This window comes from Neobacillus sp. CF12 (assembly GCF_030348765.1).
Classification (GTDB): Bacteria; Bacillota; Bacilli; order Bacillales; family Cytobacillaceae; genus Neobacillus.
The window spans coordinates 1,526,879-1,540,488 of record NZ_JAUCEU010000007.1; the positions used below are offsets into that span (position 1 = coordinate 1,526,879).

Below are 13,610 nucleotides of genomic sequence, written 5' to 3' on the forward strand. Positions count from 1 at the left end.
ATGGTTCAAATTCAAGACCATCCTTTTTACAATGCCACCTTAAACTTTAACTTTAAAACGCTTCCCTTTACGCTGATTCTGACATAATTGATAGTACACCGATTGGTTTTTTAGCAGCTGTTGATGATCTCCAATTTCTACTATTCTTCCTTTATCTAAGACAATAATTTTATCTGCATGCTGGATGGTGGAAAGTCGATGTGCAATGATAATGGTTGTTCGGTTCTTTGACATTGCTCTTAAGGTTTCTTGGACCGCTTGTTCTGTTTCTGTATCAATATTAGCTGTCGCCTCATCAAGTATTAGTACATCATTGTCTGCAATCATGGCTCTTAAAAAGGATAGAAGCTGCTTTTGTCCTGACGACAATACGGTTCCTTCCTCTCCCAGCATGGTATCATATCCTTCGGGCAGCATGCTAAAAAAAGAATCAATATTTACAGCCTTTGCGGCTTTTATGATTTCTTCATTACTAACATGGTTATGATTCAAACGAATATTGTCAAAGACATTCCCTGAAAAGACAAACGCATCTTGTTGAATGATTCCGATGTGCCTTCTAAGGTCTTCTAAATGAACTTCTTTAATGTTTATTCCATCAAGACTGATCGTTCCCTTTTGATTATCATAAAACCGGTTTATCAGTTGAATGATCGAGCTTTTTCCGGCACCTGTCGCACCGACAACACCTACTGTTTCTCCTTGATTGATCCTAAAATGGACATCCTTTAATATCCATTCTTCATTTTTGTAAGCAAACCAAACATGTTGAAATACAATGTTACCCAAAACTTTTTTTGGAAGTTCCTTAGGGCGCACAGGATTTATGATCGTTGGTTTTGTTTCTAAGGTTTCAAATATCCGTTCAGCTGATGCAAGAGCGGCTTGTATTTGATTAAACCTGTCTGCCAATCCTCTTAGAGGTTCAAAAAACTGCCTAACATAATGAGTAAACGCATACACGGTACCAAAGGTGATCGTCTCATCTACTACACTTCTTCCCCCATACCAAACTAAAAGCGCGAGTGAAATATTTCCAAATAATCCGATGGAAGGATTAAAAATAGAATTGATTACGGTTTGACGCATCCCAGCTCGATAATGCTCCTCATTTAATTCATTAAAGAGTTCCAGCTGTTTTCCTTCGCGGGCAAATAGCTGAATAACACTCATGCCGGAAAGATTTTCAGCTAGATAGGAAAGAAGCTTTGAAAGAATTGTCCTTAGCTTCCTCTGTGTATCACGTAATACCCTTTTAAAATAAAAAGTGACGACTGCTATGACTGGTATGACTAAAAAACATATCAGGGTAAGTTTTACACTCATATATAACATAAGGGCAATGATTCCAATCAGAATCAATACTTCTTTTACTAAGTTCACAATCACTTGAGAATACAGTTGGTTCAGAGCTTCAACATCATGGGTAATCCTTGTGACTAACCTGCCAATCGGGTTTTGCCTAAAAAAATCCATCTGCATGTCGGAAAAGTGTTTAAAAACGGCTTGTCGAAAATCATATATTACATACTGCCCTGTAAATTGAAGGGTGTTATTTTGGAAATAGGTACAAATAGAAGAGATCATGATCAATAAGAAATAAATGATTCCTAAGTACATCATCCCTTGATAATCGTTCATCTTGATGTAAGAGTCGATTGCCACTTTAATAATAAATGGCTGAGCTAGACTGGCTATAACAATAAAGCCTGTCAGCAGAATCGAAAATAAAATGAGTTTTCGATAGGGTTTTGCAAACATCAGCATACCTTTTAGTAATTGACGGTCACCTAGCGGGGTATGAATTCCCTTTTTTATACTTCGAATAATCATCTCCTCCTTTTCTTAATGAGGATCTTTCCTCCATTAAGTGTTGGACTTGAAAACTCCGTTGTTTGCTGAGCAAACATATTTTTATAAATTCCATTTTGCTTTAAAAGAGATTGATGTGTACCCCTTTCGACAATCTCCCCTTTATCTAAGACAATGATTTGATCAGCTTCTTGTATCGTAGAAATTCGGTGGCTAATAATGATGGAAGTTCGGCTTATCATTTGTGTTCTCATTGTGTTTAAAATGTTGGTTTCTGTTTTAGAATCCACTGCTGAAAGGCTGTCATCAAAAATGATGATCGGAGAAGGTTTTATCAAAGCTCTTGCGATACTGACACGCTGCCGTTGTCCACCTGATAAAGAAAACCCTCTTTCTCCTAATTCAGTCTCAAATTTATCGGGGAGATCCATAATATCTTCATAAACATGGGCTTGCCTTGCTGCATGCAATACTTGTTCATCTTGATAAGGATTTGGATCAAAGGCAATGTTCTCTTTTATGGATGAGGAAAATAGAAAATTGTCTTGTGGGACGTAGGCTACCGATGCCCGAAGGGTTTTTAATGGAACATCTCGAATATCGTGTTCATCGATAAAAATTGAATTTTTGGGAGGATTGTATAAACGTAAAAGCAAATTGACTAAGGTTGACTTTCCGCTTCCCACTTTCCCAACAATGGCTAAACTAGTTCCTTCCGGGATGGAAACGTTGATATTTCTTAATGCACTCTCTTTACTCTTTTGATACTTGAAAGATAAATTACTTATAATAATATCGCCTTGTATAGAGGTAACAGGGGTAACCCCTTCTTCATCTTTAATAGCTGGTTCTGTTGATAAAACCTGACGAATTCGGTCATCTGCGGCCCTGCCCTGCTGCAGGAGATTTATAACCTTCCCAATGTTTTCAATCGGAGCAATCAACAAAGATAAATAGGTATTAAAAGCAACAAAGTCACCAAGAGAAATAGTACTTTTCATCACAAGAATGGAGCCAAATACGATGGAAATTAAATAACTTAGTCCGATAATTCCTTGACTTAATGAGGTGAAGAGCGAATTCGCACGAATTAACTGTTTATTGACCTCGACATTTGCCTGATTATCGTTCGTAAACTTCTTACGTTCTTCCTGCTCTTGAATATATGTTTTGATAACACTTATACCTGAACAAAATTCTTGAACTCGGCTTGTCAAAGTCCCAATTGCTTCTTGTACTTTTAAAGAATGCAATTGAATCTTTGACCGGAAACGGTAGGCAATATACGTTAACCCAGGTAAAGGTAAAAGGACCAGTAACGTTAGTAAGAGATGAATCGTACTAGCCATCATGAAAACAGAGATTGAAATGAGTACGGCCGCTTCGACCATCTGAAAATATCCCTGCATGACGATCTGCCTCATAATATTGACATCGTTTACGGCGTGAGCCATCAGATTCCCAATTCGCTGGTTTTGATAGTATTCTGCCTGCAGTTTCTCCCAATGTGAAAACAAGGAACTCCGTAAGTCCCGCTCTAGGATTCTTGACATCTTGAATATATAAATTCGGCCGCTCGACCGAAAAAGAAAAGCACCGAGTCCGGCAATAACAAACCACAGTGACAACTCCCACAAATCAGAAACATGAATGGATTTATTTTGAAGCCCATCTGTGAACTTTTTTAACAAAACGGGAACAAATAATTGCAAAACAAGGGAAATGGTTAAAAGGATGGTGCCCAGCAAATAACTCCATTTATGTAGAACAAAATGCTCCTTAAAGATAGGTTTATTTTTCATCATACCCCCTCTTTCATATAGGAATATGCTTAGGATAACGCACCCTTCCACCAATCACAATGGATTTCCCCATCATCTTACATGGATTATGATGCTTTAAATTAACAGAATCAAAGAACAACCCATACATTAAATAAATCTATGAAACGACAAAGCACTGTCCTATCTTGGTTTTTCGCTAGTAGAATTGCTCATAAATGCTCAATTATAGGGAGGATCCATCGCATTTCATAAGAAAGTGACGATGAAAACTCTTCATAAATAAACAGGAAAGAAGGAACGAGTATTGAATTATACATTTACAAGGTAAATACCCTTGTAACTATTCGGAAAGGTTGTGAGTTTATGAGACTTCTAGATGTACAGCCTAAGAAAAACTTTAGCTACATCTTCGTTCAATTTCCCGGAATGAAAATGAATGTCCCTATGTTCTCCAACAATGATGGAAAGGTGGTGAACGAAGATGTTGCTTTATGTGTCCAATTAAACAGCAAAGAGAAGGTTAATAGTTTATACCTAGTACGTACACAGAGTATAAAACCATTTGACTTCTCTGATGAGGAAATTGGAGCAAAAGCATTTTTTCGCGTCATCAAGAAAAAAGAAACCTCTCCAAACTCACACACGCATGAATCTGAAGATTTCGTCACGTTTATTACAGATGAAGTAGCCGTTGTCCAAAAGAAAACAGAAACAGGATATGACTTCGTCTTAGTTTTGAATGAACGTGAAATTGGGATCGTTGCTTCGATTGTAGAAGAAGTTATACAAACAGTGAAAGTAGTCTTGAAGCTTCATGAGGAGTCGAAAGAAAGTGTCATAGTTAAAATAGTTAACAAGAAAAATATCATTGTCTTCGGAAGGAGGGCTAAAAAAGAGATATTCTTTGGAGGTAATATCTTTCAGGATACTGAGGTTAAAAATCCAATCCGAATGCTTTTTGAGGGCGTTAAAAGAAAAGTTATGGTGTTCTCTCCTGCCGCATTAGATTTTATCGGTCCAGGTGATCGTAACCAACCCATTTTTATCATGAGGGGAGGGTAAATCCGCAAAAAAGGAATGGACAAATTCATATTAAAAAGATCATCGAAACGAAGGATTAAAAGGATAATCCTTCTCGATTGAATAGATATAAAAATAATAGGGAAAGGAAAAAACCTTTAAGTCGAATGAAGGAAATTTAAATATATTAAAAGGACTTAACCACGGGGTTAAGTCTTTTTTATTTATTTAACATAATAAAGATATTCCATGGAAAAAATAATATTGTTTAGAAAATTTTTCTCGAAAGGGGAATTTATCATGCCAGATCAGAAACACAATCTTATAATTCCACTTAGCGAGAATGTAGAGGAAAACATCAAAAAACTGGAAATGGCACTTGGAAATAGTGATGATTTATCCATTAGGAGACTCAGTGTTTCCACTAAAAACCTGGTCATTATCCATATTGAAGGCATCGTTGATGACCAAAGTATTACTGAAAATGTGATTAGCCCGATTATTCAACTTAATAAAGAAAATCTTCTCTTTAAAAGTGCACAAGACTTAGCAGACAAAATGGTTGAGATTATATCTGTAGCCTCTATAGAATTTATATTCAATTGGTCAGAGCTATTAGATAAAATTTTGGGCGGAGATACGGTTATTTTGCTTGATGACTCCACAAAAGCGATCACTTTAGGTACAAAGAAGATTCAATCCCGTTCTATTACTGAACCGACTACCCAAACCGTTATTAAAGGTCCAAAGGATAGCTTTACAGAGAATATTAGTACAAACATATCTTTGGTTCGGTCTAGAATTCAAAATGCTAAATTAAGGCTAAAATCAACTAAAGTAGGAAATGTAACAAAAACAGATGTAGGGATTATGTACATAGAGGGAATTGCAGATCACAGCATAGTCAATGAAGCGATGTCTCGGCTAAAAAAGATAAATATAGACAGCATACTTGAAGCCAATTATATAGAAGAAGCAGTTCGAGACAACAGGAAAACACTCTTTCCTCTTATGCAAAGTTCTGAAAGACCTGACGTAGTTGCTGCGAATTTATTAGAAGGCAAAATTGCTATTATTATCCAAGGAACACCATTTGTCTTAATTTTACCGGTATTTCTTATTCAGTTTTTTCAATCTCCTGAAGATTACTATGAAAATAATGTTTTCAGTTCTTTTTTGAGATTAATTCGGATTGGCTCTTTCCTTTTGAATATGTATGCCTCCGCCATTTACTTAGGTTTAATTACGCACCATCAAGGATTAATCCCTACTACATTAATGGTCACGTTAATGGCACAAAGAGAAAGGGTTCCTTTTCCAGCGATCATCGAATTATTACTTATGGAGCTTGCATTTGAAGTTCTTAGAGAAGCTGGAGTTCGTATGCCTAGAGCAATTGGTCCAGCTGTATCCATTGTTGGAGCACTTATTTTAGGTCAAGCAGCAGTGGAAGCAGGGTTTGTTTCTGCGGCAATTGTTATCATTGTAGCCACGTCAGCTATAAATAGCTTCACACTCCCGAATACAAATATTGTAAATACTGCAAGAGGCTTGCGGTTTTTATTAATTTTCAGTTCTGCTTTTATAGGATTTTATGGCATTTTATTACTTACATTATGTATATTAGTACATCTTTGTAGTTTACGCTCTTTCGGTGTGCCTTATGTTGCTCCTTTTGCACCTTTTAGAATCAGTGGTCAAAAAGATAGCTTAATTCGTTTTCCAATTACTTCTTTAAATATGAATGATTCAGAGGTTAAAAAAGAAACGAAAACAAAATGAATCGAGTTGGAGCCAAAAATGAGAAAACTCGTTACTTTGCTCTTCACCCTCATGTTAATCCCTGGCTGTTCCAATTATATGGAGTTAAATGAATTAGGTCTTATCATTGCCATGGGAATAGATGTCTCTCAGGAAATTGAAAATGGATATCGGGTTACGTTCCAAGTGATAAACCCAAGCCAATTATCTCCCACAGGGACTCCTACCGGGATACCAGTGTCTAACTATACTGTAGAAGGAGAGACTTTAGTAGATGTCTACCGAAGAGCATCTACTATTATTCCGAGAAATAACGACGTTTCACATCTATCACTGGTCATCATTAGTGAAGAGCTGGCACGAAAAGGAACAAATTTAGTATTTGACGCGTTTGAGCGAGGGAAACAAGCAAAATCTACTTTTCACGTTTTTATTGCAAGAGGAACTTCAGCCGAAAAGGTCCTCGGGGTGGTTGAACCGCTTGAATCAAATCCAACAAAAAGTGTTATAAGTACCAGTGAAAACAATCAAAAAATTTACGGTATTTCAAAAATTACGCCCTTACATGAAGTCATTGCTACTCTTTCAAGTGAAGGAAAAGACCTGCTATTACCAGGAATTAAACTAAATAAAAAACTAACATCCAAAAACCAAACTGACAATTTAAATAATATAAAGCCATCTGTTATTGAAGTTAGTGGTTTAGCGATATTTAAGAAAGATAAATTGGTACGCTGGTATGATGGAGAAATAGCCCGAAATGCCCATTTAATTTTATCAGAAATAGAAACTACATCATTTCCTATACCCTGTGACAAAAAGACTATGACACTTATTAGTAAAAGAAGTAAAGGCTCAATTAAAACCCTTTTAAAACCTATTCCCACTTTACAAGTCAACATAGCAATAAACACTGAAATATCTGAAATGAATTGTACTAAAGATCTAACTGATAAAAAAGTGTTAACAGAAATTGAGACGGAGTTAGAAAAAGAAATAAGAAGACAAGTACAGCGAACCATTGAAATCTCACAGAGTACAGGAACTGATGTGTTTGGATTTGGATCTACACTATCAAAAGAAAATCCCGGTTATTGGAAAAAACACAAAAAAGAATGGAAAACCATTTTCAGCAAGGCAAAAGTGGAGGTTAACGTAAAAGGTTCTATAAATGATTCAGGCCTTGTAACGGATCCCTATGAACCTAAATAATAGCAAAGAGGTATACAGCTATGTCTACTGTGAAAATTGATGGATATCAACTTTTCTGCTTAATCGTCCTTTTTTTGTTTGGGACCACCATTTTTTTAGATATTGGCAGCGGAGCAAAACAAGATGCTTGGATTCTTACCCTTATCTCACCTTTTACTGGATTAATTTTATTCACGATATACTATCATCTTCATAAGAGATATCCTACTCTTCCCCTAACAGAATATATAAGGAAAATTTGGGGTAAGTTCCTAGGAAGTATCATTAGTTATTTTTATATTATTTATTTTATTTATATTGCATCAAGGGTTTTACGAGATATTGAAGAAATACTGATTAATTCTGCTTATTACAAAACTTCAATCACGGTTGTTGGAATTTGTATGATGTTTACCTTAATCTACACGGTAAATTTCGGGTTTGAAGTATTTGCAAGGGTAGCATGTATTTGCTTTTTATTGATTGGTTTTACTTTATTAATGATTAATATTATGTTTATCGTAACCGATCTAATCCATCTCGAAAATCTAAAACCAATCCTTGCAGATGGATGGAAACCAATTGTTAAAGCACTACCGTTAAATGTAACCGTTCCTTATGGGGAATTAATTACACTCTCAATGATCTTCCCCTATATGAATAAACAAACAAAAATATTGAAGACAGGAATGATGGCAGTACTATTTGCAGGAATTTATTTTACCTTAAACATTCTTTTATTAATTTGTGTACTAGGAACTGACGTCTTATCAAGATCTTCATTTCCAGCACTTAAAGCAGCCAGCTTCATAGATATTGCAGGATTTATTCAACGGTTAGATTCTTTTGTCATCATTTTAGTTGTGTTATTAGGATTTATTAAAATAACCATGTTTTTCTTTTGTGCAGTCATTGGAATGAACACTCTGTTTAAAATAAAATCAAGTGCACTATCCAACTATTTGGTAGGAGTAATGATATTACTATCATCCATAATGATAGCACCTAGTTACCAAAATCACTTAGATGAAGGACTAAAAATCGTACCGTACTTGCTTCATATTCCATTACAAATAGTCATCCCTTTCTTATTACTACTCACTGTCTTAATAAAGGGGAAAATTAAAAATATGATGAATTAAGTATTTTGAAGAAGTTATTTCCTTTTTCGGATATGAGTCAAAATTAGTAGAACAAATATTATGAAACAAATCAAAATGAGAAAATAATCTTCTCCTTTAGCTACTTTTAATAATTTACTAAGACTAAACCAGGCTTCGTACAAATCATGGCCTTGTACAATGTCCATTAGAACAACTAGAGAGATGGTACTTATAAAAATAAATATTAAAATTCCTGCTGTAAGCACATCATTCACCCACAAGTTCTAGTATTGTCAATTTACAAGTAACCTTACTATAATTAACAAGTTTTATTATTCATAACCATAAATATAAATGAATTTGCCACCTACAAAAGAAGCAATGTTTTGTATCCTTATACAAATACATTGCTTTTTTATATTTACAGGCAATATAAATGCGAAAGATTTGTTGGAACATATTACTCATTAAAATTAAGAGTTTTCTATATTAATATAGTATTAATAAGTTAATCTCGAATTTATAATGGTCCAACCTATTCTGAGGAGGCATTTATGCTAAAAAAAATTATCTCGTCTATTGTTTCCTGCTCAATACTAATTACTGGTGTTTTTACACTTTCTATCATAACTCCCAAAGAAGCAAGTGCATCTTCTTACAATGAATTGGCAGATCGTCCTTTTATGGGCTGGAGCAGTTGGAGTTCAATTCGTAGAAATCCAACTGAGGAGAAAATTAAAGCCGCAGCTGATGTAATGGCGGCGAAATTCAAGTCTCACGGATATGAGTATGTCAATCTTGATGATTATTATATGTTGGATTGGAGGACTACCGTTGATGAATATGGCAGATGGGCGGTAGATTCTAAAAAATTCCCAAATGGGATGAAAGCACTTGGGGACTATATCCATAAAAAAGGCTTGAAGTTCGGCCACTATGTTACCCTTGGTATTCCAAAAGCCGCTGTGGATCAAAATACACCGATTGAAGGGACACCGTATCATGCAAAAGATATCGTGGACCTAAGTAAAGAACAAAAGAAAAATTTTAATTATGAACAAATGTATGCCATTGATTATTCAAAGCCCGGGGCACAAGAGTATATTGATTCTTGGGCAAAGCAGTTTGCTTCCTATGGGGTAGATTACCTTAAAATTGACGGTGTTCGAAATCAGGATATTGCAGATGTTGAAGCATGGGCAAAGGCACTAAAGAAAACTGGTAGACCAATCCATGTGGAGTTGTCCAATAACCTCGATATCAAACACATTGATACCTGGAAAAACTTATCCAATGGATGGCGGACCGATCACGATGTAGAAGCCTATGGGACTCCTTACCTTGTCACTTGGAAAAAGATATCGAAAAGATTTGATGACGCAGCAGAGTGGCAGCAACATGCAGGACCAGGCGGCTGGAATGACTTTGATTCACTAAATGTCGCAAACGGAAGTAAGGATGGTATTACCAATGATGAAAAACGTTCTTACGTATCACTTTGGGCGATTGCCGCATCCCAGTTTGTAATTGGAAATGACCTGACTAAGCTGGATGATTACGGGGTTAATCTCTTAACAAATGACGAGATCATTGGAGTAAATCAAAGTGGTGTGGCAGGAAAACGGTTATACAAAAAAATGGACTCTCAAGTATTCTATCAATCTCTTCCAGACGGTTCGTACAATCTAGCACTCTTTAATACCGGCGCTTCTACACAACATGTAAACATCAAATGGGAAGACCTAGGGATTAAAGGCTCAGCTTTCGTGCGTGATTTGTGGAACCATCAAGATTTAGGAAGCATGGAAACAGGTTTTACAGCAAATCTTCCTACGCATGCTTCTCGTATGATTCATGTCGTACCGGCTTCGTCCCTTACTATTTCGCCGAAAAGCGGTGCAAGTGAGGTTAGTCCTACCAATGTGACGTTCAAATGGAGCGCCAAATTAGGTGCGGAAAGTTACCTTGTGCAGGTGGCAACAGATTCAAGCATGAGAAATATTGTCTTTGATCAAACTGTATCTGACCCATCTGCAAATGTAAAGGAACTTGATAAGGATACGCGTTACTACTGGAAAGTATCATCTGTTTCAGGTGGCAAGGAAACTCAGATCGGTATCTATTCCTTTCATACGGAAATAACAACTGTTCCGGCCAAACCAAGTGGAATGCTGGCAACCAGAAATAATAAAGATTCAGTATCACTTACCTGGAATCCGTCATTTGGTGCAACCTCCTATACAGTCTACCGCAAGAAGGTTAATGGTTTTGGAGTAAGCAGCGATTATACGCCTATCGCAGAAAATCTAACGGCGACAAACTTTATGGATAAAACTGCTAAACGCCACACTGGCAGCACATATTCGTATATCGTCACGGCAAACAACACAATTAGTGAAAGTGCAAAGTCCTTTGAGGCTAAAACGGACCAACAATCCCCTGCTCAGGTGGCAGCACTGACAGTATTTTTATCACTATTAATCTTTTCAAAACTCTTTACTATTGCTAGAGATAGATTTAAAGGTTCAAAATCTAGTATACCGCAAAGGAAAGTTGCTTAACATTCTATAAGGGGGGAGTCATCTTTCCCCTCCCCCTACCGTTTTATGGACCTCAATAAACTAATCCTCTTTTCTTTTACCCTCTTTCGTGTTTCGTATTCTTGAAATTTAGAATTTTTTTTTCGAGAATACAGCGCATTTATTGATGCTCTAATACTGGAACAATACCCACAATTTGTGCATGTACCATCCTCGAACATTCTTAATGCCATACATTCTGGACATTTGTGAATATCCATCGAAATCCCCCCACTATCCCATAGTTACTCTATTAATAAATAATATGAAGGGGGAAGGTTATATATTTTTAATTCCTTAATTGCTTTTGCTGTTTTTTTGGTGAATTGAAAAAGTGCAAGGTACCTTCGACATAATAAACATTGATAAATTAATGGACATTTGTCTATAATTATATAAACTTTCAAATATTCCTAATGGTTAAATAAACCATTTTTAAGTAAGCGAACTAAATTGTTAAATATCTTTATGAAAGTTGGTGACCCTTAAAATGTCTAAGGTGGATAGAAGAATAGCCAAAAGCCAAGAAGCCATTAAAAAAGCAGTTATTGAATTGATGTCCGAAAAAAATTTTGATGACATTACGATTCAAGAAATTTCCGACAGAGCAAATGTTAGCCGAGGTACTATCTATCTTCATTATTTGGATAAGTATGATTTACTGGATAAACTCATTGCAGAACATATAGAAGAACTACGGGCTATATGTGAATCGTCATCTGAATTGGAATTTATCGATGCCAATCTCCCTTGGTTTGAATACCTTGAAAGTCATTATTTATTCTTTTCCACGATGTTGGCGAGTAAAGGAGCCCCTTCATTTCGTAGTCAGTTCCTTGATTTTCTCATTGAAGAATTCAAAGCTGAAGTGGATGTATCTAAAGGAAAAAATCAAGGATTAAACGAAGATATTATTCTTCAATTTATAGTGACCTCTTACGTAGGGATAGTAGAATGGTGGTTCAAGAATGGAATGCCTTATCCACCTCGTGTCATGGCAGAACAAGTAGGGATTTTGTTAGAGAGGAATTTATGATTTGAAAGGATTGCATTGTTGACCGATTAGATTCCTAAGTTTATCTACTACTTTATTTCATAACGAAAAAAAGCCGGCAATGATGACTGCCGGCTTTCTTGTTATCCTTCAGAATTTAAATCTTTTTATTTCCTAATAGACGCTGCAATACTAACTACTCCTAAAGCAAATATACAGCCTAAAATGAAACCCACAAAAATAATGTATGTTGTCAAAAATTGCTCTAGCTCCTTTTTAAAAAATAGGTTATGGCCTACAAAACTTGAAATTAATATACACTATCCTCGTTTTGTTGACTGGAACCCAAACCATATCATATATTGATCTAAACTAAAGGACCGACTACTGTATGAGGTACGTATGGTTCCTCTAGTGATGCTATTTCTTCATTTGTTAACTTAATGGAAAGAGCTGGTACTGCATCTTCGAGATGCGATATTTTTGTAGCCCCAATAATAGGAGCTGCTACCGGTTCCTTTTGAAGCAACCAGGCAAGGGCAATTTGGGCGCGAGGTACGCCATGTTTCTCGGCAATGGTAGCAACCTGCTTCGCGATTAATCTGTCTGTTTCAGCAGTAGCATCATATTTAGACCTCTGAACTTGATCAGTTTCAGCACGAAGCGTTGTTTCCGACCAATCTCGCGTTAGTCTTCCAGATGCAAGCGGGCTATACGGAATCACACCAATTTTTTCTTCCTTACATAACGGCAGCATTTCACGTTCCTCTTCACGATACAAAAGGTTTAAATGATTTTGCATCGATACAAACCGGGTCCAACCATGTTTTTCAGCGACATGGTTCGCTTTTAGGAACTGCCATGCCAACATGGCAGAAGCACCAATGTATCTTGCCTTACCTGCCTTCACGACATCATGCAATGCTTCCATTGTCTCTTCGATAGGAGTGTTATAATCCCAGCGGTGAATTTGGTACAGATCAACATAATCTGTTCCTAGTCGTTTAAGACTTTTATCAATTTCAGTCATAATATGCTTTCGCGAAAGACCATTACCATTTGGACCTTCATGCATCGGAAAATAAACCTTCGTTGCAAGGACAATTTCATCCCGATTGGCAAAATCCTTTAGAGCTCTCCCAACAATTTCTTCGCTTGTTCCGGCTGCATACACATTCGCTGTGTCAAAAAAATTAATTCCTAACTCAAGGGCTTTTTTAATAATGGGACGGCTGCTTTCTTCATCAATTACCCATGGATGGATCCATCTCTCTGCTATACCAAAACCCATACAGCCTAAGCAAAGCCGAGATACATCCAATCCGGTATTTCCAAGTTTTGTATATTCCATTTGATTTGTCCTCGC

General features: G+C 36.4%; 10 protein-coding genes. 6 read left to right on the forward strand and 4 right to left on the reverse strand.

Features of this window, described 5'->3' with window-relative positions:
- Nucleotides 1-39 precede the first annotated feature (39 nt).
- Both QUG14_RS07515 and QUG14_RS07520 read right to left on the reverse strand, forming a co-directional pair.
- The gene (locus tag QUG14_RS07515) at nucleotides 40-1,833 is read right to left on the reverse strand and encodes an ABC transporter ATP-binding protein (protein ID WP_289339896.1); all 1,794 of its coding nucleotides are present in this window, start codon (nucleotides 1,831-1,833) and stop codon (nucleotides 40-42) included.
- Nucleotides 1,830-3,614, reverse strand: a complete 1,785-nt coding sequence (locus tag QUG14_RS07520) for an ABC transporter ATP-binding protein (RefSeq protein ID WP_289339897.1) — start codon at nucleotides 3,612-3,614, stop codon at nucleotides 1,830-1,832. Before QUG14_RS07520 ends, QUG14_RS07515 begins: the two co-directional genes overlap by 4 nt.
- A 345-nt stretch (nucleotides 3,615-3,959) precedes the next feature.
- Here QUG14_RS07520 and QUG14_RS07525 point away from each other — a divergent pair, with 345 nt between their 5' ends.
- The 4 genes from QUG14_RS07525 to QUG14_RS07540 all read left to right on the forward strand — a co-directional run bounded on the left by QUG14_RS07525 (nucleotide 3,960) and on the right by QUG14_RS07540 (nucleotide 8,710).
- A complete protein-coding gene (locus tag QUG14_RS07525; protein ID WP_289339898.1) occupies nucleotides 3,960-4,658 on the forward strand; it encodes a hypothetical protein in 699 nt (232 codons plus the stop codon).
- 258 nt (nucleotides 4,659-4,916) lie between these two features.
- Complete coding sequence (locus QUG14_RS07530; RefSeq protein WP_289339899.1) at nucleotides 4,917-6,398, forward strand: spore germination protein; 1,482 nt, start codon at nucleotides 4,917-4,919, stop codon at nucleotides 6,396-6,398.
- An 18-nt stretch (nucleotides 6,399-6,416) separates the two neighbouring features.
- On the forward strand, nucleotides 6,417-7,589 hold the full coding sequence (locus QUG14_RS07535; protein ID WP_289339900.1) for a Ger(x)C family spore germination protein: 1,173 nt from the start codon (nucleotides 6,417-6,419) through the stop codon (nucleotides 7,587-7,589).
- Between the two features lie 20 nt (nucleotides 7,590-7,609).
- Complete coding sequence (locus QUG14_RS07540; RefSeq protein WP_289339901.1) at nucleotides 7,610-8,710, forward strand: GerAB/ArcD/ProY family transporter; 1,101 nt, start codon at nucleotides 7,610-7,612, stop codon at nucleotides 8,708-8,710.
- Between the two features lie 14 nt (nucleotides 8,711-8,724).
- Here QUG14_RS07540 and QUG14_RS29865 read toward each other — a convergent pair whose 3' ends face one another.
- Nucleotides 8,725-8,946 carry a YczF family membrane protein gene (locus QUG14_RS29865; protein WP_483310711.1) on the reverse strand — a complete coding sequence of 74 codons (222 nt, stop codon included), beginning with the start codon at nucleotides 8,944-8,946 and terminating at the stop codon, nucleotides 8,725-8,727.
- A gap of 279 nt (nucleotides 8,947-9,225) precedes the next feature.
- Between QUG14_RS29865 and QUG14_RS07545 the strand changes: the two genes are divergently transcribed.
- Together QUG14_RS07545 and QUG14_RS07550 are read left to right on the forward strand one after the other, a co-directional pair.
- Entirely contained in the window at nucleotides 9,226-11,232 is a 2,007-nt protein-coding gene (locus QUG14_RS07545; protein WP_289339902.1) for an alpha-galactosidase, read from the forward strand.
- A gap of 508 nt (nucleotides 11,233-11,740) precedes the next feature.
- Nucleotides 11,741-12,286: a TetR/AcrR family transcriptional regulator gene (locus QUG14_RS07550; RefSeq protein WP_289339903.1), complete on the forward strand. Its 546-nt coding sequence runs from the start codon at nucleotides 11,741-11,743 to the stop codon at nucleotides 12,284-12,286.
- Nucleotides 12,287-12,611: 325 nt separating this feature from the next.
- Here QUG14_RS07550 and QUG14_RS07555 read toward each other — a convergent pair whose 3' ends face one another.
- Nucleotides 12,612-13,595: an aldo/keto reductase gene (locus QUG14_RS07555; protein ID WP_289339904.1), complete on the reverse strand. Its 984-nt coding sequence runs from the start codon at nucleotides 13,593-13,595 to the stop codon at nucleotides 12,612-12,614.
- Nucleotides 13,596-13,610: the final 15 nt, after the last annotated feature.